Origin of the sequence: Exiguobacterium sp. s78 (genome assembly GCF_018618985.1) — a bacterium.
Lineage (GTDB): Bacteria > Bacillota > Bacilli > Exiguobacteriales > Exiguobacteriaceae > Exiguobacterium_A > Exiguobacterium_A abrahamii.
On sequence record NZ_JACSNB010000002.1, the window covers coordinates 295,935 to 314,938 of the forward strand.

Here is a 19,004-nt window from a genome sequence, read left to right on the forward strand (position 1 = left end):
AGTTTCAGCTACTGTATATGGTTCGAAGTGATTAGACCGTCGTCGTATCTTTCCATTCCTGCTCGATGAAAGCATCGCGACCAGAAGCAGCACGATCTTTTTTATAGTGTTCTGGATTTTTCTTATGGAAGTCTTGATGGTACTCTTCCGCCGGATAAAATTCAGAAGCGGCATCGATCCGCGTCACGATCGGTTGTTTGAAACGATTGCTTGCAGCAAGGGCGTCACGGGAAGCGATCGCTGCTTCGTGCTGTGCATCCGTATGATAGAAGATCGCTGGTGCGTACTGCGTGCCGCGATCTTGGAATTGACCTTCTGCATCCGTCGGATCCGTTTGTGGCCAGTAGAGTTCGAGCAGACGCTCGTACGGGAACAGGCTCGGATCAAACGTGATTTGGACGACTTCGAGATGTCCCGTCGTTCCTGTTTTGACTTGCTCGTATGTCGGATTGTCGACGTGTCCGCCCATGTAACCTGATACGATTCCCTCGATTCCTGGTAATTCTTCAAACGGTGTCACCATGCACCAAAAACATCCACCTGCAAATGTTGCTTTTTCCATCTGTCTCTTCCTCTCCGTGGGAAATCCCCATTGTATGTCTGACAGCGAGAAAACGAAAACGACTCCTTCGCTTGGTTGCAAAAGGAGTCGCCGCTTTTTATCAACCAAAGCTTTCGCTTTGCTGGTCGTAGCACCTTGCTATGCGCAGGTTGCTGGGACGTCATCGATCCAGATCTCTCGGTCCACTCTTGATAAGGGTATATGAAGTTGATGTCATTCGTTATCATTGTTGTGATGATACCATTCACACAGAAATAAAGTCAATCCTTAGGTTTTAAGGCACGTAAAACCGTCGCTCCGAGTGTCTTCGCACCAATCAACAACGCCTGTTCGTTGATTTCGTACTGCGGATGATGCTGTGGATAGTTGACGCGACCGTCCGTATATCCGGAGCCAGTGAAGAAATAACTTCCCGGGACATGTGTTAGATAATGCGCGAAGTCATCCGCAGCCATCATTGGTGTGAGTGCCCGGACGGATGCTTCCGGTAAGAAAGAAGCGGCTTCCTGAACAAGTTTTGTCTCGTCCGGATGATTCCAGAGCGCCGGGTAACCCGTCGTGAAGTCGATTGAATAGGTAGCACCGATGCCGGCACATGTCGTTTTGGCGACAAGATCGACTTCTTGCCGGAGCTGATGCCGCAATGTCTCATTGAACGTCCGAATTTCACCGACGATGCGTGCTTCACCCGTGACGATGTTCGGCGCCGTTCCCGCATGGAAAGAACCAATTGCAAGAACTGCCGGCTCGAACGGGTCGACCCGTCGACTAACGAGATGCTGTAAGTTACAGACGAGCTGCGCTCCAGCGACGAGCGCATCTTTTGTTTTATGTGGTGCTTGGGCATGCCCGCCTTGACCATGAACGATGATTTCGAATTCGTCGATCGCACATAATGTATGTCCTTCCCGAAACCCAATCGTACCAACCGGTAAATCATTTTCGAGATGTGTCGCAAAAATCGCATCGACACCTTCGAGGACACCGGCTTCAATCATTTGGACGGCTCCACCGGGAAAGACCTCTTCACCATGCTGGTGAATGATTCGAATCGTTCCTTGCAATTGATCACGTAACGGATAGAGCGTAGCAGCCAGGGCCATCACCATTGCCGTGTGACCATCATGCCCGCAAGCATGCATGACACCGGGATGGATCGACCGGAAGGCAAGCGTCGTCTCTTCTTGAAGTGGTAAAGCATCGAAATCTGCACGGACCGCAATCGTCGGACCAGGCTGTTTGCCTTCGATCGTCGCGACGACACCACGACCTCCGACGGCTGTTTGATAAGGGATGCCCTGCTCCGCGTAAAAGTTTGCAATTCGTTCTGGTGTGCGGACTTCCTGGAAAGAGAGTTCCGGATGTCGATGAAAATCACGACGTAACGCGATCATCGTCGGTTCGAATTGTTCAAGTGCTTCAAAAAGTTGAGTTTGCATCTTCAAGCTCCTTTGACGTGTGTCTTTTCGTGAAAATGGGTACAGATACAGGTAATCACGAAAGGGGATAATGAAACATGGGAGAAATCGTCGTCAACGCTGTACTTACAATCAAAGCAGGACTTGCGGATCAAGTCTTCCCGATTCTACAAACGGTCTATCATGCCTCACAAAAAGAAGAAGGGTGCTTACGTTATTCCTTACATCAATCGATCGAGGATGAGCATCAATTCATGCTGTATGAAGTGTATCGGGATGAAGAGGCACTTGAAGCGCATATCGCATCCGATCACTATAAAGCCTACCGTGAACAGATCGAGTTATACTTGATGGATCGACAAGTAACGAAATACGTCGAGATGACATTTTAACGTATTGCGATAAGAAGAGACGAACCCGTCGATTTCGACGGATTCGTCTTTTTTTGTCTTACATCGATTTAAATCCGAGGAAATGCTCTTGCCAACGCGGTTCATAAATCGAGTTGATTTGAAGTTGTGAACCGCCCGCATGGATGAAGTGTTCGCTATCGAGCATGATCCCGATATGCGATGGACCATCCGTGTAGGTATTCTGGAAGAAGACGATATCCGAGCGTTTACCACTCGAGATACTCGTCCGGCGATTCGTAAAGAAAGCACCGTACCAGTAGCCACGAACGTTCGTCCGACCACCGTATTTTCCAGCCTTGTTCGTCGCATAGTGAATCAAACCGGAACAGTCAAAACCACCGTTCACGGCATCTTGCGAACCCCATGTGTATGGTGTGCCGATATGTTGAACGGCTGCTTGGATCAGCTTTTCACCACGCGTATTATTCTTTTTAACGACCCGTTTATCGGACGTGATCGTCACAGCGGATACAGGAAGATAAACAGGTGTCCAGCCTGACTGGATGACATAGAAGTTTCCGACTCGATGACGCGGATAAACCCGTTTGCCTTGTTCAACGAGTCCGTTGCCTTTTGGACTTGTCGGACTCGCAAAGAACGACGTCGTCTGTTTGACCGTATAGATTTTCGCCCGGTCGATCGCTTTTTGTGTCATTCCCATATCGGGTTTGCTCGTGCTGATATAAGGGTTGAGGACATAACCGGTTTGACCATTTGCCAGGCGAACTTGCCAAAAGTCATCATCAATCGATTTCAGACCAATCAGTTTTGTTCCTTTCTTCAAATAGGCAGCTGGGCGACTGTAAGCAACGTCGGCAGAGAAGAGTGGCGTCTGGTCCAGGTGGACATAAAATGTCGTGCCTTTTTTTGCTTTTGCCGTCGGCTTGTTCAGTCCGATACGACTCGAATCGACGAAACCAAAGGCATTTTTATATTTGACGCGTGTATAATAACCGCTTTTTCCGTAGATCGAAATCGAGGTACCTTTTTTTAGTGTGCCGATTTTTTTGCTCGAAAGTTTTGCCTGCGAACGAATGACGACATCGTCTTCCGTCACATAGCGTTGACCAGTGACGTCATACAGATCCGGCTTTTTCGTCACGAGATCCGTCGTCTTGACGTAGCCGTAGACCGATCCTTTTTTCAAGCGTGTGTAACTACCGCTTGTGCCGTAAACCGTTAGTTTGTCAGCTCGTTTGACGGAATACATAATTTTGCTCTTCGTCGAAGCAGACGTGTAGACGGACAAGTTGCGTTTCGCGTATCGTGTCCCGGTTGATGCATAGACTTTTCCAGTACCGAGATCAGCTGTCTTGACGTAAGCATGAACTCCACGGAAGATGATCCGGCTATAGGTACCGCTTGTGCCATACACCGTCAGCAGCGTATTCGTTTGATGTTGCTTTAAGACAGGACTTGAAGATTTGGCGTCCGAATAGATTGGCGTAACGCGCTGAACATAGAGGCGTGCAGTCTTCGGATAGTATTTCAACGTACCGAGATGTGCCGTCAACACATAGGCATACTCGTCGTTTCGTTTGATTCGTGTAAATGACCCCTCGATGCCGTACGTCTGAAGCGAAGTATTCACAGGAATCGATTGTACGACTTTTCCTTTCGTAGTCGCAGTAGCATAGACCGTCGTCTGCTGTTGGACGTAACGTAGCCCGGTTTCCGGATGGTTCACGACCGGCGCATCAGCTAAATCAGCCGTCAATACGAAGGCGTAACCCGTCTTAGTCGTAACACGCGTAAAAGTACCGATCGTACCGAACGTTTCGAATGCTTGATTTTGAGTGACAGCTGTCTTCGCGCTCGTCGTCTTCGGTTCAACGAAAAGAGAAGTCGTTCGTTTGGCATAACGCAGTCCTGTTTCCGGATAATTTTCGACCTGCGCATCAGCTAAATCAGCCGTCAATACGAAGGCGTAACCCGTTTTAGTGGCCACGCGTGTAAAAGTACCCGTCGTACCGAACGTTTCGAATGCTTGATTTTGAGTGACAGCTGACTTCGCGCTCGTCGTCTTCGGTTCAACGAAAAGAGAAGTCGCTCGTTTGGCATAACGCGTTCCAACTAATTTTGGAAGTTGCTCGAGTTGTGTCGTAGAGACGTAGACGTATTGCTCGTTCCATTTCAGACGTGTGAACGTGTCGAAAGTGCCGTATGTATCGATTCGCTGATAGGCGGGAAGTGTCGTCACGACGGTGGAATCAAATGGTGAAGCAACTAATGAGAGTGGACTTTTCGACGTCAGTGTTGCTTGTTTTTGAAAGACAGGTGCTGTTTGCGTTAACGCGTTGGTTGCGACATAAGCAGCGCCTTCTTGCCAACTGACACGGGTAAAGTCACCGTCCGTGCCGAGTGTCTTGAATGCCGTTCCTGCTGGTAGTTGTTGGATGACCGTTGCGGAATCAGCCGTTTGTAGCAACGCAGCATCCTCTTTCAAATAAGCCGTTCCGATCGTCTCGGTGACTGTTTGTGTTTCTGCCGTCGGTTGAGCAGGTGGCGATTCAGCGAAAGCGGGTGCGGGTAAAACCGAGCTCAACATTAACGTTGCGGCAAGTCCAGCAACATGAGCAGTCCATTTTTTCATCAAGAGGTTCACTCCAATTCTTAAAATTTGTCATTATGAATAGTGTAGCATGCGCTTGTTTAAAAATTGATAAAAATCAAAAAAATAGGAGATTGTCCATAAAAAAACGGTATGCCTCGGCATACCGTTTGAAGTCATATGTTAGTTATCTTCTTCGTGATCCACTTGCCATTCCCAGTCAAGCATGCCGTAAATCAAGGAATCGCGCCAGTGGTCTTCGAGATAGACCGTCTCGCGAAGCTGTCCTTCCTTCGTCATGCCGACCTTTTGCAACACACGTTCGGAAGCGACGTTCCGTGGGTCACACGTTGCCGTGATTCGGTGTAGTTCTAGTTTTTCGAAACCGAATTGGAGAAGGAAAGAGGCGATCGACGTCGCGTATCCGTTCCCCCATTCATCAGGCGAGAGGACGTATCCGATTTCGGCGATTTTATTATCAACGTCTGTGATGACGAGTTCACCGGCACCGATGACGACGTCACTTGGAAACGTCACAGCAAAGACATAACGACGTCTTGGTGTCTCGAGTTCACTTTCAAGCGCATCGTGTAGGAATTGTTTCGTATCCGTTTCGGTATTCGGTCCCCATGATTGGAATTGACTGACGATGGGTTGTGAGGCATAGGCGTGAACCGCTTCTACATCTTCTGGTGTAAAACGACGAATCCGAAGTTGATCATTGATTTTATAACGCATGCAGCATCCTCCTCTTTCAGATGAAGTCACTTTGATTCTATTTGACAGATGGGGAACGGATTCCTGTTTGACACGGGAAAAAGGGCGTGCTAGGGTGGTTGTATCGAATGGAATAGGGAGTATCCTCTAGGGTTCCGTACGGCTGGACCGAGGGAGGAACATGGACGTTTGTCCATGCAACGGAGGGATAAAAGCCCGGGAGTAAAGCGAATCATCTCGCTTACTCCCGGGCTTTTTCATTTGAATTTACCTATCAGGAGGCAATTACTATGGCAAAGTATTGGATTGGGATCATCGTCGCGGCATGTTTTGAAGTCGGCTGGGTCATTGGATTAAAACATGCGGCAACACCACTTGAGTGGACTGCAACGATCGTCTGTATCATCGTTAGCTTTACCGTGCTGATCAAAGCGAGTAACCATTTACCGGTCGGAACGGTCTATGCTGTCTTCGTCGGTCTCGGAACGGCAGGGACGGTCGTGACGGACATCGTGTTATTCGATCAAGCGGCTTCCGTGATGAAATTAGCATTGATCGCTGTCTTACTGGTCGGCGTCATCGGTCTGAAGTTAGTCAGTGGAGAGGAGAAATCAGCATGAGTTGGATTTATTTAATCATTGCCGGAATCTTTGAGATGTTTGGTGTCGTCTTGATCAATACGTTCAATCAAAATAAGAATGCGAAGAATCTACTGTTGATGGGAACAGGATTCGGACTCAGTTTCCTATTCTTAACGCTTGCAATGAATGGTTTACCGATGGGAACGGCGTATGCGGTATGGACGGGAATCGGAGCGGCGGGCGGTGCGATTCTCAGCATGGTGCTCTATAACGAATCAAAAGACTGGAAGCGACTGGTTTGTATCGGTCTCGTCTTAAGTGCGACGATTGGTCTGAAACTCGTCGGCGAATGATTGTTTACATGTCAAACAGATGACGTTTTAACGGAACGCATATTTTTTGGCATATTTTAACGCAAAAGAGGAAATACTCCTTATAGAAGTCACGCATGACAAATCGTGTTAATAAGGGGAGAACATCCATGAAAACAAAACAATATATCGGAACGTTCTATTCAGAGGAAGAATTGATTTCAAAAATGGACGAACTGCACATTCAAGGACACCGGGAGGAAGACTTCTACGTCATCGTCAAGGAGAAGTCGAACATCGCACTCGTCCGTAGCCAAATGGACGCAGAAATCGCGACGACGAAACCGTCTTGGATTGATCGGATTCGTGGGAACAAAGGTCGTGATCAAGAAGTCGATGATCTGTTCGGGTCACTTGATCTATCAGACAATGAAATCGAACAACGCAAAACGGAAGTCGAAGGTGGGGGCTTCGTTCTTTTACTTGAAGTCCAAGACATCCAGTTCGATCCACATTTAAATACAGATAATACGCATCCTGATGTAAAAGTCCGTTATGGTAGTGGCGAAGAGACGCATACGTCATCAGATGCGAACTCCAATGCACAGCTCGGCTCCGGTAATCCGCTTGATGTTGATAAAGATTCGAAGGAAGAGCATGCAGAGATTGATTTGCACCGTGCCGGTACGGATAAGATGCCGCAAGACGAGCAGGCAATCGATCATTCAAAAAAACTCGACGGGAACCGGGAACCGGACATCGCGATGCGTCGGGATGACGATTTCCGCCGGCCGGAAACAGAACGCGAGGAAAAAGAACATGATGCAACGCAAGACGGCGAAGAACATCGTCAATCGAAACATCAATCGGATGACATCGCCAAGCAAGACCATGGAAATAATTTAGACCGCTAAAATAATAGATTAGAATCACGCATCAGGGTCATCATCAAAGAAGGTACTTTCCGGATCAATTCCGAAAGGTACCTTCTTTTTGTATGGAGATTAAACGAGAAGCGTCTCGCCTTATTTATGATCTGGATTTGATCCTGTACGCACGTTGGCGTTCAATTGATCGATGGCTTGCATATCAGCGTCTGACAAGGTGAAGTCGAAGACATCAAGATTTTCGCGAATGCGGCTTGGCGTGACAGATTTCGGAATCGCGACGATATCGTGTTGCAAGTGCCAACGGAGGACGACTTGAGCTGGCGTTTTCTGATGACGATCGGCGATATCGACGATGACCGGATGCGTTAACGCGTCGCGTCCTTTCATCAACGGACTCCAAGCTTCAACGACGATACCGTGCTTGCGGCAAAAGTCTCGGATCGCTTCTTGGCTAAGGAACGGATGGAGTTCAATCTGATTGACGGCAGGAACGATTGATCCTTCGGCTAAAATTCGTTCCAAGTGCGGAATATGGAAGTTCGAAACACCGATGGCACGCGTCTTTCCTTCTGCATAGAGATGTTCGAGCGCCCGCCATGTCTCGACATAACGATCCTCTTTTGGCATCGGCCAATGAATCAGGTACAAATCGACGTAATCGACACCAAGCTTTTGCAGACTCGTCTCGAAAGCGGCAAGTGTCTCTTCATAGCCGTGATCGGAATTCCAGACTTTCGTCGTTAGAAAGATCTCTTCTCGGGGAATGCCCGAGTCACGCAGCGCACGACCGACACCTTCTTCGTTCTCGTAAATCATCGCCGTATCGATTGAACGATACCCGGCGCGGAGTGCTTCGCTGACCGCTTCATATACTTCTTCTTCCGGTACTTTAAAGACACCATATCCGAGTTGGGGCATGCTGATGCCGTTATTTAACGTAATCTGTTGCATCGATTCATCGACTCCTTTGTAGTAAATTCTTCTCTTTTCTAGTGTACGCGCTCCTCCTGTAAAAATCGAATGATTGCCGAAGTGAGTTCTTTTGCGTATACTGAGCGATAACAAATATTAGGAGGCGATCCTGTGATTCGACAAGCTGTTTTACAATACATACATGAGCAACACGCACTCGATCAACTCGAAGAAGTGATAGGTGATCGTTCAGCAGTCCTGATTCATGGACGTCAAGCCTATGAAGCAGCCGCTTTTGCTTTACCAGCATTACCACGTTTTTTATTTGAAGGGCATTGTACGGATCAACAGGTGGAAGCTTTCAAACAGGTATGTGCTCCATACGATGTGATTCTCGCGCTCGGAGGTGGGAGTGTCATCGATACGGTAAAACAAGTCGCGTTTCAATTACAACGCCCGATCATCGTCATTCCGACGATCGTCTCGAACTGTGCTCCGTGGACTCCGCTCAGTGTCATGTATAACGAAGAGGGACAGTACATCCGATTTGATACGTTTCCCGTCGTGATTGAAGCTCTTTTACTCGATCATCGGATCATCGCAGCGAGTCCGTATGATTATTTCGTAGCCGGACTCGTCGATACGCTAGCGAAGTGGTATGAAGCACGTGCCTTAAGCGGATCATCAGCTGAAGATCCCGTCATTGAGATGGCGCTTCGAACAGCTGAACGTTGTAAGGATCTTATCTTGTCGACGAATATAACGGAAACGCGTTTTCGTGAGTATCCCGTTGAAATGCAACATCTCGTCGAAACGGTCATTCCGTTAGCTGGAAGTATCGGCGGTTTTGGTGACGCGGCGACGCGTGGTGCAATCGGACACGCAATGCATAACGCGTTATCTCCTCATCCGGAAACACACGCGTTTTTACACGGGAGTAAGGTCGGTTATGGACTACTCGTTCAGGAGAAGCTACTCGGACATGATGATGATTATGAAGAGTTGCGTGACTATCTTCTTGCACAAGAACAGCCGACGGCACTCGCAGACTTCGCATTATCGCTCGATGTCGTCGAAACACTTGCTTTACGGACATCGAAAGAGGAACTGTGTCGTCTGTTGCGTCCGATCGTGTCAGTGGAACAACTAGTTGATGCTATTACACGGAACGAGACGGTTTCCGTTTCGACGACTTAACATAAAAATACGCACATGTGCCGAATCAGACGGTCCATGTGCGTATTTTTATTGTGCTTTCGCAAAGCGAGCATAAGGAGCAGGGCGACCGAGTAGGTATCCTTGACCAAGATCGAAGCCGAGTTCGCGACAAAGATCGAGTTCTTCTTGCCGTTCGATGCCTTCCGCTAAGATTTGAATCCCCATTTCTCGTGTCAGATGACGGGCTTTTCGTAAAAAGGCTTCGTTTTCTGAGTTCGTATCGCAGTGATCGATGAAGGAACGATCAATTTTAATATAATCCGGTTGAAGCAAGGACAACATATCGAGTGTCGAGAAACCAGCGCCTACATCGTCCAGTGCTACTTGAATGCCTTGCTTCTTATACTGTTCGAAGACGTGTTTCAAATGGTTGACGTCTTCAATTTTTTCCGTTTCGACGACTTCGAAGACGAGCCGACTCGGATCGACTTGATAACGTTCGACGATCTCAAACGTATGGCGCAGGCAGTACTCCGGATTATAGATCGTCGAAGGGAGAAAGTTGATGAACGTTTTTGTTGTGCCACCGATATGATGCGTCGCACGGATGGCTTCTTCACGCGCCCGCTGATCAAGACGGGAATGAAGTCCCATCTTCGAGGCCGTCGAAAACAAGACACCAGGCGAGATAGGCGTGTTATCATCTGCTGCTCGCAATAAGGCTTCGTTCGCGACGAGCACGTTGCGCTGGATATCATAAATCGGTTGTAAATGGCTTGTCATGACCCCATGCTGGATGAAATCAATCGCAGACCGATGCTTCAGTTGTTCTAGAAGTGCTGAAGCTAGGATGGGTGCTGTCACATAACGCGATTGTGTGGCGCGACACGACACCGGATAATCCGCTACACGTAAGAGCGATGTCAGTAGCTGTTCGAGCTGTTCGAACGATTGATAGGAATAAATTTCTGGCGTTGGTGATTGAATATGGAGTGCTCCCGCTTCAACGAAACGGATTGATGTCGTACATTCGGCGCAAGGATGCCACATAAAGGGATGTCCACCTCTCAGTACATCAAAAAAAGATGTATTTATTAAATTGGTTAAATTCTTTACCCTAAGAGAAAAAGAAATTAAACCTGTTCTTCATAATCATTGACCTCATACAAAAAAGAGAAGGGAACGACGGACACAATTCCGTACGTTCTCTCCTCTATCGGTCACATTCTTTCATTGTGAAGTGTAAACAAACCAGAAAGTGAGATGCAAGACAGCAACCATTGGAACGAGCCATTGGAACTTCGCTTTCCGTGTCTTGTGCCGAACTGTGTACATACCGATCCAAGAACCGAGCGCACCACCGAGGAAAGCAATCGTCAATAGTGTCGCTTCGGGTGTTCGGTAAGCATGTTGCCGCGCCCGACGTTTATCCTGCCACATCGATACAAATCCGATGAGTGTCAGGAGGAGGTAATACCCTAAGATGATCCTCATGAAAAAACGACTCCTTTTCTACCGTTCGGCACCACCACCGCCGGAACTTCCGCCACCACCGCGACTGCCACCATTTCCACCGCCACCACGCATGATCGCGGAGAAGATGTTCAAAATCGCAAAGAAGAACATACCACCGGTGAACTTCATATCGAGGAACAATAAGATCAGTAATCCAGCACCGATCAGAATCTTCGTCCAAAGCGGAAGTCCGTCGTCATTTTGTGTTTTCGGAGGATCCTGTGACTCAAGCGACTGGTCCTTTGAAATGACACTGACGACCGCTTTATATGTTTCGGATGCTGCTTTTCCATACTCACTGTTTTCCTTGTAAGGAACAGCATACTGATCGAGAATACGTCCGGCTGTGATGTCTGTCAAAATCCCTTCGAGTTTATAACCGACCTCGATCCGGAATTGGCGATCCTTTTCGTTCGGAGCGACGACGACAAGAACACCATTGTCTTTTCCTTCTTGACCGATGCCTTGGCGCCGGAACGTTTCATTGGCGTAAGAGCTTAAATCCTGTCCCTTTAGATCGGGAACCGTCTTGAGGACGACTTGTGCTGTCGTATATTGTTCGAGTTCCTGACCGAGTTGCGCGAGTTCGGCTTCTTCCGAAGGGGTGAGCAGCTGAGCATCATCCTGAATGAAGAAGGCTGCTCCCGTCCGTTCTGAAACGGCACTAGCTGTTGGAACGAAGAGGAAGAAGACGAGGAACGCGCTCAACAGAAGTCGCGTCCACCGCCGAATCATTTCGAATCACTGTTAAAGTCGACGGTCGGATTTTCCCGGTCGCTGTCTGAAATCTCGTAATACGGCTTTTTCTCGAATCCGAAGGCGGATGCGTAAAGTGTCGTTGGGAAGCTCCGACGTTTTTTGTTGTAGAGGGTTACAGCATCATTGTAATCCTTGCGGGCGATCCCTAGACGATTTTCTGTTCCTTCCAGCGTGTCCATCAAGGATTGGAATCGTTCGCTTGATTTAAGTTCCGGGTAAGTCGTCTGCAAGGCAATCAATCCCCGAAGCGAAGACGTGACTTGTTGGTCGGCTTCGATCCGTTGTTCAGTTGACGCAGCACGCGCAAGACCCGCTTGGGCTTCTGCGACTTTTCCATATACTTTTTCTTCTTGACCCGCGACACCTTTAACAGTTTCAACGAGGTTCGGAATCAAATCCGCACGACGCTTGATTTGGTTGTCGACTTGCGACCATTTATTCGATACATCTTCTTCTACATTGACGAGGCTGTTGTATTGTCCGATTGCTAAAAAGGCAATCACGGCGACAACAACGACTCCGATGATTAATGGGAGTTTTGATGTACTCCGACTTCTGCGTGCCATGTGGCATTCACTCCTTTAGTTATGTCTCATCCCTATATACCCTTAAGCGACTGAATTAGTTTCAAAAAAATGAAAAACCGTCAGCTAAAATAGCTAACGGTTTGAACTTACATGTAGACGATGACAGCTAAGATAGCTGCTAAGACAAGACGGTAGATGGCGAACGGAACGAGTTTGATCTTGTTGATCAGCTTCAAGAAGAAGCGAATCGATAAGAGGGCAAACACGAACGACGCAACGAAACCGACAGCATAGAATGCGAAGTGGTTCGGTTGAATGTTCTCCCAGTTCTTAACGAGCGAAAGGAAACTAGCACCGAACATGATCGGTACAGCCATGATGAACGTGAAGTCGGCTGCCGTCCGGTGATTCATCCCGAGGAAGACCCCTCCGGAAATCGTTGAACCTGAGCGGGAGAAGCCAGGCCAGAGTGAAATACATTGGAACAGACCGACGAGTGCTGCTTGGCGATATGTAATCTGATCAAGCGATGTCGTTTTTGGTTCCTTTGGTCCGAATTTATCGGCTGCGATCATCAAGAGGGCACCAACAGCAAGACCGATGATGACCGTTTCAATCGAGAAGAGGTTCTCATCGATGAAATCTTCGAATAACAATCCGAGAACAGCTGCTGGTAGAAGACCGATCAAGACGTGACGTAGCTTTAATTTGTGTGTCCCTGATGCGTCGTGTTCGCCTTCAATCTTATACAAACCGATCAAGCTGAAGAGGCGTTTCCAAAAGACGACGACGACCGCAAGAATCGATCCGAGCTGAATGACGATTTTAAAGGTGTTCGCCGAATATTTACCGAGAAAATCGGTCGTTTGCAACCACATGTCATCGACGATGATCATGTGACCTGTGGAAGAGACCGGTGCAAATTCCGTCATCCCTTCGACGAAACCGAGTAAGAGCGCTTTTAAAAGTTCAATGATTGTCATGATAATCTCCTTCTATATGATGTGCTAGTTAAAAACATATCATGTTTTATTCTTGTGAGATAGAACTAATTGGAATATCGGGCGCAGGTCTGAGAGACGATCGTATGTGTAAGACGCGTTGTCCGATTTAAATTCGTTTGGATAAGATAATAGATGGATTTAGGTATCATCGGATAGATCAGGAAATCCGGTCATTTTCATTCATACTAAAACGGCATGAAGGAAAAGGGAATCTTTCTGTTAGGACACAAGGTCAGAAAAACTTCAAATCGATTGGTTTCACTGGAATATGTCTGGATCTACAAACAGAAAAACGAGCAGGAGACAGTATCGTCCACTACTCGTTTTGAAACGGGATCATCCTAAAGCGACGTCAAGAATCATCATGACCGTAAACCCGACCATCAGACCAAGCGTTGCTAAATCGGATCCGTTTTCTGCTTGTGATTCCGGAATCAATTCTTCGACGACGACGAAAATCATCGCTCCGGCAGCAAACGATAACGCATACGGTAGAAGCGGTTGAACGAAGAAGACCGCGGCTGCTCCGACCATCGCGGCAATCGGTTCGACGATTGCTGACAATTGACCGTAATGGAAGGCGCGCCGACGCGACATTCCTTCACCGCGTAGTGGAATCGATAGAGCAGCTCCCTCCGGCATGTTTTGTATCCCAATACCGAGTGCGAGCGTCAAGGCACCGGCGACGGTCGCCCCGTCCATGTTTAAGGCAGCGGCGCCAAAAGCGACACCAATCGCAAGACCTTCGGGAATATTGTGCAACGTGATCGCAAGAAATAGTAACGTCGTTTTCTTGAGTCCTGTCGAAGGACCTTCCGCTGTCTCGAGTGGTGCAGATAAGTGCAAATGCGGCGTAACGAAGTCGAGGAGACGGACGAAAAATCCACCAGCGAGAAAACCGATGGCGGCAGGAATCCAGGCGATTCCTCCATCCTGCTCCGTGAACTCGATCGCAGGAGCAAGCAGCGACCAAAACGACGCGGCAATCATGACGCCGGCAGCAAAACCGAGCATCATGTTCATGACGCGTTTTTCAATCGTCGTAAAGACGAAGACGAGTGCCGCACCAAGTGCGGTTAACCCCCACGTCATCATTCCGGCAAGCAATGCTTGCACGACGACGGGGAGGGAAGTAAACCAATCCAACATGACTATTCCTTCTTTCCGGGGACGATTTAAAGCATCCATCTGTATGAGAGCTTACCCGTTTTCGATCCGGACGATTCGTGTGAAGGGAATTTCAATGACTTCACGTCCGCGCAGAAAGAGAACGGAACGTTCGGGTTCTAGTCGTTCCACGAAACCGACGACCGTCACGTAGCTACTTTCCTTATAATACGTGATTTCAAGTTCGTTTCCTTCTATTAAAGCTTCTTGAAGCAGAAAGTGCCATGATTCTTGCAACTGTTCATCAATTTCAGGCAAGTCGAGCTGATGCATCTGGACATAATATTCCCGCAACAGTTGCAAATGTTCCGGCATGAGAAAAGGAATCCATTTTAAATTTCCTCGATCACGATACGCTGTCATGAAGATCACCTCCCGGATGACCGCCGACGAAACGAAGACGACGTTTGGCGACACTCGTATCAAGAAACGAGACAGCGAGGCGAATCGTTCCTTTTCCGTAGCGGAGGTTGACGACATCCATTGCTTTTAATAACCGTCGTCGTTTCCAGAGCCGCGCATTATCCTCGAACAAAGACAACTGTAAGGTGCCTTGATCGGCAGTCAAATGCCCCACTGCGACGGATAAAAAACGAACAGGTTCTCCGTCGAGCCAATTCGGTTCGAACAATTGTAAGACGTGACGCAGAATGATTCGTTCATCGGATGTCGGATAAGGCAACCGTACTTGACGGGAGAAACCACTTCGGACGACGTTTCGAGAATAACGGACACCGATGTGAACGGTCCAGCCGACTTGATTCGAAAAGCGACAACGTGCGGCAACATCCTGTACCAGTTCATTGAGCACATTCCGGATGCGTTCGAACTGATAATAGTCCTGCATTAAGGTCACACCGTGTCCGATCGTCCGTTGAGGGGCTTTCTCGAACAGATGACGCGGGGGAAGCAGTGTCGGTGACGCGTCGAGTCCCCAAGCGTGATGCCACAGTTCGGCACCGATGACACCGAAGCGTTCGTGTAACTCTTCAACGGGGCGCATGGCAAGATCACCGATCGTTTCAATCCCCATCATCTGCAGATGTTGTTCCATGCGATGTCCAACTCCCCACATCTTTCGAATCGGAAAATCATGAAGACGTCGTGCGACATCAGCATATCCACATCGCGCGATGCCTTCTTTTTTCCCGATTAAATCAAGCGTCAGTTTCGCGATGACGTTATTTGGACCAATCCCGATCCGGACGTGGATGCCGGTCTGTTTCAGGATTGCTTCTTTAATTTTGAGGGCAGCTTGCAGGTCGGAACCAAATAGGCGATCGGTTCCGGTCATGTCAATGAAACTTTCGTCAATCGAATAGACGCGGATGGCTTCAGGTGGGGCGAATTGGTGCAGGACATCCAGGACACGAATCGACGTCTTCATATAAGCGAGCATACGTGGTTCGACAAGTCGAATCGTACGACGAACAGCGTATGGCAATTGCTCGATTTCATATAATCGACCGGCTGTCTTGATTCCAAGTGCTTTTAAGGCAGGGGTGGCAGCGAGAATGACGGACCCGCTTCGTTTTAAATCGGAGACGACCGCCAGGCGTGTCGTCAAGGGGGGGAGATTGCGATACTGGCATTCACAGCTGGCGTAGAAGGACACACTGTCGACGCAAAAAATCCGTTTATCTTGTGGTAAAACGACGGAAGGAAACATCTGAATCACTCCTTTACATAAAAGAACGTATGTTCTTATTTTGATTTTCCTTGACTATAGCATGGTCTCAAAGTGTCTCAAAATAAAAACTGTTGAAAAAGGGGAATTCGAACGATTTCTCCTCATATAAAAGGAGTTTGGTACACTAAGGGAGAGAAAAAAGGGGGAACCTTTATTGAAAGAGACTGTTATCCGTTTACCAGAATTACCGAAGACGCTTCAGTCAGAGACCTTCGATCAAGTCGAAATCGATGATCCGTATCTGAAAGGAGCGCGTTATGAGAAAGAGTCGATACCGAGTGAACTGACAGAACGCATCGATGCCTATCAAGTGTGTTTTCAAAATGTCTCGTTCGCGAATCTTACCTTTGACCGTGGTTCGTTCGAAGATATTCGTTTTGAGCAATGCGACTTAACCGGATGTCACTTCCAAGAAACTCGTTTTCACCGTGTGTCCTTCGTCGGATGCCGGATGACGGGTGTTCAGTTCGAAGATTGTACGCTGGACCATTTAACGATTCAGGAAGGGCTTGCGGATTACGTACAGTTCATTCGCTGTACGGTCCGTCATCAACACTGGAGCGAAACGACGATGAAAGAAGCACAGTTCTTCGAAGTGAAGCCGACCCATTGGAAACTCGAAGCGGTCCGGCTTACCGATAGTCAATGGATTGAAACACCGTTAAAAGGTCTTGACCTCCGGCAGACGGAACTCTCTGGTATTACGATCGATCCGCGATTTTTACCAGGTGCTGTCATTACGGAAGAGCAAGCAGTTGCCTTTGCTCGTTTGTTAGGTCTCGTCATCCCATAACAAAAAGAAGTCCTTGTTTCGATGGATATTCGAAACAAGGGCTTCTTTTTAATGAAAGTTACTGTTCTTAAAATGACATCGTTTCGCCATCCTCTGGAATCAGGAAATGGGCAGAGAGATGGAAAGCAGTTAAAAAGTCAGCAATCATATCACGTCGCAAGAGACAGTGGTTGACGGACTCGAGGTGCGAGACGATGATCGTCGCTTCCGCCGCCGCTTCGTGTACCGCAAGGAGATCACGCTGTGACATCGTGATCGGCTCTCCCGTCAAGAACTGGGCGGCGCCACTGTTGACGACGATGATATCGGGCGTATGTTGTTCGATCGCATGCGCGACCTCGTCACACCAGATCGTATCACCTGCGATATAAAGTGTCGGTTCGTCCGGATGGGTGAGGACGAGCCCAGACACACGTCCCATCCGTTCGCCGATTTCACCGACACCATGCTGTCCACCTGTTCGATGGACCTGGATATCACCGATCGTTACACCGGAATCGAAGGAAGAGACGTTCGTGAAGCCGGCTTCTCGGATTTGCTGCGCGTCTTCTTCTTGCTGCGCATAGAGTGGCAAATGCTTGGGTAGAAGTTGTTTTGCAGCATCATCGAAATGATCGGCATGCAGATGCGTGACGAAGACAGCGTCAGGATCGAGCAGTGTCTTGACATCGACCGGTAAGTCGACGAGTGGATTGGTGACGGCATTTGGTGTTTGACCGAAGGGAGGCAAGCTGCCTTTTTCGCCGAGGAACGGATCAATCAGTAAGACTTGATTGGCATACGTGACAACGAGTGTTGCATTACGAATTTGTTGAATATCCATTAGGTTCATCCTCTCTCAATGACTCGGATTGACTATTCCCTGTCTGGCATTCAATGAATCCTATCGCAAGCGTTTCTCCATCGCCATGACGTCGACATATTCGCCGTTCAACTGTCCTTGTTCCTTAAACGTTCCGACGATCCGGAACCCGGAGCGGATATAGAGTTTTTGTCCGATTTTATTGAACGGGAAGGTGAAGAGAATGAGTTTATGCATCTGATGATCACGGGCATGTTGTTCAATCGTTTCGAGCAAACGTGTGCCAATCCCTTGTCCACGATGTGTCCGAGTGATATAAACCGAAATCTCACCGACGGATGCGTAGACAGGACGCGGATTATACGGATCGAGGGAAATGAAGCCGAGGACACCTGTGTCATCTTCAGCGACATATCCAGCATATCGATCGGTGCGTTCCGCATACCACTGGGTCATGAAGGATAAGTCCTTTTGGTCGGTCTCAAGCGTTGCGATCCGATCTTCGATACCTTCGTTATAGATGGCGAGAATCGCTGGTAAGTCGTGTTCCATTACGGGACGAATATGCATGACGCTCACTTCCTCATCGCTTTTCCTTCATTATATCGGTTACGTATCAATGTAGTGATATGTTTGTGCGATAAGAAAAGCGCTGATTCCCTTCATATGAAGGAAAACAGCGCTTTTATCGATCTTAAGAGACCGTTGACGTCTCATTCTCGTAAATCGGAACCCAGCCGTCTGTCGTGACGAAGATCCGAACAGCGACGACTTTACGATCGTCTTGAAGCGTAAAGTAGTGGCGTGTGTTAACAGGAACGGAGATTAAATCACCAGGATTGAGTTCGATGTTATAGTAGCCGACTTCTTCGTCTTTGATCGCGAAGACGCCATGACCGCTGACGATGAAACGAACTTCATCATCCGTGTGATGATGTTCTTTCTGGAAGTTGACGAGCAACTCATCAAGGTTCGGTGTCGTATCCGAAAGTGAGATGATATCAGCTGTCTGATACCCACGACGTTCTGATACGTCTTTGATTTCGGGAGCGAACGTATCGAGAATCGTTTGTTTGTCTGCATCCGTCAGTGTGAAGTTCTCAACGAGAGGCGCTGGAAGTTTCGAAACGTCCCACTGTTCGTAAAGAACGCCGCGTGACGCAAGGAAGTCAGCGACTTCCGTTTGATCCGTATACCGTGTGTTTGTTTCTTGGAATAAGACTGTTGCCATGAG

The 19,004-nt window shown here is 48.2% G+C and carries 22 protein-coding genes and 1 riboswitch; of the genes, 6 read left to right on the forward strand and 16 right to left on the reverse strand.

From position 1 onward, the window contains the following. Positions 1-31 precede the first annotated feature (31 nt). A complete protein-coding gene (gene msrA / locus KNQ18_RS12915; protein ID WP_023467010.1) occupies positions 32-562 on the reverse strand; it encodes a peptide-methionine (S)-S-oxide reductase MsrA in 531 nt (176 codons plus the stop codon). Positions 563-656: 94 nt separating this feature from the next. Continuing rightward, a riboswitch (SAM riboswitch) is annotated at positions 657-760 on the reverse strand. 62 nt (positions 761-822) lie between these two features. Beyond that, entirely contained in the window at positions 823-2,001 is a 1,179-nt protein-coding gene (locus KNQ18_RS12920) for a M20 metallopeptidase family protein (RefSeq protein WP_215085084.1), read from the reverse strand. Positions 2,002-2,078: 77 nt separating this feature from the next. Here KNQ18_RS12920 and KNQ18_RS12925 point away from each other — a divergent pair, with 77 nt between their 5' ends. After that, complete coding sequence (locus KNQ18_RS12925; protein WP_029340705.1) at positions 2,079-2,372, forward strand: putative quinol monooxygenase; 294 nt, start codon at positions 2,079-2,081, stop codon at positions 2,370-2,372. Positions 2,373-2,430: 58 nt separating this feature from the next. Here KNQ18_RS12925 and KNQ18_RS12930 read toward each other — a convergent pair whose 3' ends face one another. Beyond that, positions 2,431-4,986 carry a C40 family peptidase gene (locus tag KNQ18_RS12930; protein WP_251133416.1) on the reverse strand — a complete coding sequence of 852 codons (2,556 nt, stop codon included), beginning with the start codon at positions 4,984-4,986 and terminating at the stop codon, positions 2,431-2,433. A 141-nt stretch (positions 4,987-5,127) separates the two neighbouring features. Beyond that, positions 5,128-5,682, reverse strand: a complete 555-nt coding sequence (locus KNQ18_RS12935) for a GNAT family N-acetyltransferase (protein ID WP_133208350.1) — start codon at positions 5,680-5,682, stop codon at positions 5,128-5,130. 269 nt (positions 5,683-5,951) lie between these two features. Between KNQ18_RS12935 and KNQ18_RS12940 the strand changes: the two genes are divergently transcribed. The 3 genes from KNQ18_RS12940 (at position 5,952) to KNQ18_RS12950 (ending at position 7,467) form a co-directional block, all read left to right on the forward strand. After that, the gene (locus KNQ18_RS12940; protein ID WP_149426776.1) at positions 5,952-6,281 is read left to right on the forward strand and encodes a DMT family transporter; all 330 of its coding nucleotides are present in this window, start codon (positions 5,952-5,954) and stop codon (positions 6,279-6,281) included. After that, complete coding sequence (locus tag KNQ18_RS12945) at positions 6,278-6,595, forward strand: DMT family transporter (protein WP_023467016.1); 318 nt, start codon at positions 6,278-6,280, stop codon at positions 6,593-6,595. Before KNQ18_RS12940 ends, KNQ18_RS12945 begins: the two co-directional genes overlap by 4 nt. 128 nt (positions 6,596-6,723) lie before the next feature. Further along, entirely contained in the window at positions 6,724-7,467 is a 744-nt protein-coding gene (locus KNQ18_RS12950) for a general stress protein (RefSeq protein ID WP_215085086.1), read from the forward strand. 111 nt (positions 7,468-7,578) lie between these two features. Here KNQ18_RS12950 and KNQ18_RS12955 read toward each other — a convergent pair whose 3' ends face one another. Then, positions 7,579-8,394, reverse strand: a complete 816-nt coding sequence (locus KNQ18_RS12955; RefSeq protein ID WP_064300617.1) for an aldo/keto reductase — start codon at positions 8,392-8,394, stop codon at positions 7,579-7,581. Between the two features lie 132 nt (positions 8,395-8,526). Between KNQ18_RS12955 and KNQ18_RS12960 the strand changes: the two genes are divergently transcribed. Continuing rightward, positions 8,527-9,552 carry an iron-containing alcohol dehydrogenase family protein gene (locus tag KNQ18_RS12960; protein ID WP_215085088.1) on the forward strand — a complete coding sequence of 342 codons (1,026 nt, stop codon included), beginning with the start codon at positions 8,527-8,529 and terminating at the stop codon, positions 9,550-9,552. Positions 9,553-9,600: 48 nt separating this feature from the next. Here KNQ18_RS12960 and KNQ18_RS12965 read toward each other — a convergent pair whose 3' ends face one another. From KNQ18_RS12965 to KNQ18_RS13000, 8 genes are all read right to left on the reverse strand, one after another. Further along, positions 9,601-10,563, reverse strand: coding sequence for an EAL domain-containing protein (locus KNQ18_RS12965; RefSeq protein WP_055970200.1), 963 nt, complete (start codon positions 10,561-10,563; stop codon positions 9,601-9,603). A 180-nt stretch (positions 10,564-10,743) separates the two neighbouring features. After that, entirely contained in the window at positions 10,744-11,007 is a 264-nt protein-coding gene (locus tag KNQ18_RS12970) for a DUF1294 domain-containing protein (RefSeq protein ID WP_251133417.1), read from the reverse strand. 18 nt (positions 11,008-11,025) lie between these two features. Beyond that, on the reverse strand, positions 11,026-11,763 hold the full coding sequence (locus tag KNQ18_RS12975; RefSeq protein ID WP_149426780.1) for a TPM domain-containing protein: 738 nt from the start codon (positions 11,761-11,763) through the stop codon (positions 11,026-11,028). Further along, on the reverse strand, positions 11,760-12,353 hold the full coding sequence (locus tag KNQ18_RS12980; RefSeq protein WP_050677130.1) for a LemA family protein: 594 nt from the start codon (positions 12,351-12,353) through the stop codon (positions 11,760-11,762). The genes KNQ18_RS12975 and KNQ18_RS12980 overlap by 4 nt, the downstream gene beginning before the upstream one ends. Positions 12,354-12,460: 107 nt before the next feature. Beyond that, on the reverse strand, positions 12,461-13,297 hold the full coding sequence (locus KNQ18_RS12985; protein ID WP_149426781.1) for an undecaprenyl-diphosphate phosphatase: 837 nt from the start codon (positions 13,295-13,297) through the stop codon (positions 12,461-12,463). Positions 13,298-13,654: 357 nt separating this feature from the next. Continuing rightward, positions 13,655-14,467 carry a ZIP family metal transporter gene (locus tag KNQ18_RS12990; RefSeq protein ID WP_023467025.1) on the reverse strand — a complete coding sequence of 271 codons (813 nt, stop codon included), beginning with the start codon at positions 14,465-14,467 and terminating at the stop codon, positions 13,655-13,657. Positions 14,468-14,518: 51 nt separating this feature from the next. Next, positions 14,519-14,848, reverse strand: a complete 330-nt coding sequence (locus KNQ18_RS12995; protein WP_023467027.1) for a YolD-like family protein — start codon at positions 14,846-14,848, stop codon at positions 14,519-14,521. Further along, a complete protein-coding gene (locus KNQ18_RS13000; RefSeq protein WP_058714034.1) occupies positions 14,832-16,154 on the reverse strand; it encodes a Y-family DNA polymerase in 1,323 nt (440 codons plus the stop codon). Before KNQ18_RS13000 ends, KNQ18_RS12995 begins: the two co-directional genes overlap by 17 nt. 175 nt (positions 16,155-16,329) lie before the next feature. Between KNQ18_RS13000 and KNQ18_RS13005 the strand changes: the two genes are divergently transcribed. After that, positions 16,330-16,968 (forward strand): pentapeptide repeat-containing protein, encoded by a 639-nt coding sequence (locus KNQ18_RS13005; protein WP_215085090.1) that lies wholly within the window; start codon positions 16,330-16,332, stop codon positions 16,966-16,968. Between the two features lie 67 nt (positions 16,969-17,035). Here the strand turns inward: KNQ18_RS13005 and KNQ18_RS13010 are convergent, their stop codons facing one another. The 3 genes from KNQ18_RS13010 to KNQ18_RS13020 all read right to left on the reverse strand — a co-directional run bounded on the left by KNQ18_RS13010 (position 17,036) and on the right by KNQ18_RS13020 (position 19,001). After that, positions 17,036-17,791 (reverse strand): MBL fold metallo-hydrolase, encoded by a 756-nt coding sequence (locus KNQ18_RS13010; protein WP_215085092.1) that lies wholly within the window; start codon positions 17,789-17,791, stop codon positions 17,036-17,038. A 60-nt stretch (positions 17,792-17,851) separates the two neighbouring features. Continuing rightward, positions 17,852-18,340 (reverse strand): arsinothricin resistance N-acetyltransferase ArsN1 family A, encoded by a 489-nt coding sequence (locus KNQ18_RS13015; protein ID WP_215085094.1) that lies wholly within the window; start codon positions 18,338-18,340, stop codon positions 17,852-17,854. A gap of 124 nt (positions 18,341-18,464) precedes the next feature. Next, positions 18,465-19,001 carry a 1,2-dihydroxy-3-keto-5-methylthiopentene dioxygenase gene (locus tag KNQ18_RS13020; RefSeq protein WP_023467032.1) on the reverse strand — a complete coding sequence of 179 codons (537 nt, stop codon included), beginning with the start codon at positions 18,999-19,001 and terminating at the stop codon, positions 18,465-18,467. Positions 19,002-19,004 lie beyond the last annotated feature (3 nt).

Bases quoted from the DNA above. Each gene is read 5' to 3' on its own strand.
- msrA (WP_023467010.1), bottom strand. From the start codon at position 562: ATGGAAAAAGCAACATTTGCAGGTGGATGTTTTTGGTGCATGGTGACA.
- KNQ18_RS12920 (WP_215085084.1), bottom strand. From the start codon at position 2,001: ATGCAAACTCAACTTTTTGAAGCACTTGAACAATTCGAACCGACGATG.
- KNQ18_RS12925 (WP_029340705.1), top strand. From the start codon at position 2,079: ATGGGAGAAATCGTCGTCAACGCTGTACTTACAATCAAAGCAGGACTT.
- KNQ18_RS12930 (WP_251133416.1), bottom strand. From the start codon at position 4,986: ATGAAAAAATGGACTGCTCATGTTGCTGGACTTGCCGCAACGTTAATG.
- KNQ18_RS12935 (WP_133208350.1), bottom strand. From the start codon at position 5,682: ATGCGTTATAAAATCAATGATCAACTTCGGATTCGTCGTTTTACACCA.
- KNQ18_RS12940 (WP_149426776.1), top strand. From the start codon at position 5,952: ATGGCAAAGTATTGGATTGGGATCATCGTCGCGGCATGTTTTGAAGTC.
- KNQ18_RS12945 (WP_023467016.1), top strand. From the start codon at position 6,278: ATGAGTTGGATTTATTTAATCATTGCCGGAATCTTTGAGATGTTTGGT.
- KNQ18_RS12950 (WP_215085086.1), top strand. From the start codon at position 6,724: ATGAAAACAAAACAATATATCGGAACGTTCTATTCAGAGGAAGAATTG.
- KNQ18_RS12955 (WP_064300617.1), bottom strand. From the start codon at position 8,394: ATGCAACAGATTACGTTAAATAACGGCATCAGCATGCCCCAACTCGGA.
- KNQ18_RS12965 (WP_055970200.1), bottom strand. From the start codon at position 10,563: ATGTGGCATCCTTGCGCCGAATGTACGACATCAATCCGTTTCGTTGAA.
- KNQ18_RS12970 (WP_251133417.1), bottom strand. From the start codon at position 11,007: ATGAGGATCATCTTAGGGTATTACCTCCTCCTGACACTCATCGGATTT.
- KNQ18_RS12975 (WP_149426780.1), bottom strand. From the start codon at position 11,763: ATGATTCGGCGGTGGACGCGACTTCTGTTGAGCGCGTTCCTCGTCTTC.
- KNQ18_RS12980 (WP_050677130.1), bottom strand. From the start codon at position 12,353: ATGGCACGCAGAAGTCGGAGTACATCAAAACTCCCATTAATCATCGGA.
- KNQ18_RS12985 (WP_149426781.1), bottom strand. From the start codon at position 13,297: ATGACAATCATTGAACTTTTAAAAGCGCTCTTACTCGGTTTCGTCGAA.
- KNQ18_RS12990 (WP_023467025.1), bottom strand. From the start codon at position 14,467: ATGTTGGATTGGTTTACTTCCCTCCCCGTCGTCGTGCAAGCATTGCTT.
- KNQ18_RS12995 (WP_023467027.1), bottom strand. From the start codon at position 14,848: ATGACAGCGTATCGTGATCGAGGAAATTTAAAATGGATTCCTTTTCTC.
- KNQ18_RS13000 (WP_058714034.1), bottom strand. From the start codon at position 16,154: ATGTTTCCTTCCGTCGTTTTACCACAAGATAAACGGATTTTTTGCGTC.
- KNQ18_RS13010 (WP_215085092.1), bottom strand. From the start codon at position 17,791: ATGGATATTCAACAAATTCGTAATGCAACACTCGTTGTCACGTATGCC.
- KNQ18_RS13015 (WP_215085094.1), bottom strand. From the start codon at position 18,340: ATGCATATTCGTCCCGTAATGGAACACGACTTACCAGCGATTCTCGCC.
- KNQ18_RS13020 (WP_023467032.1), bottom strand. From the start codon at position 19,001: ATGGCAACAGTCTTATTCCAAGAAACAAACACACGGTATACGGATCAA.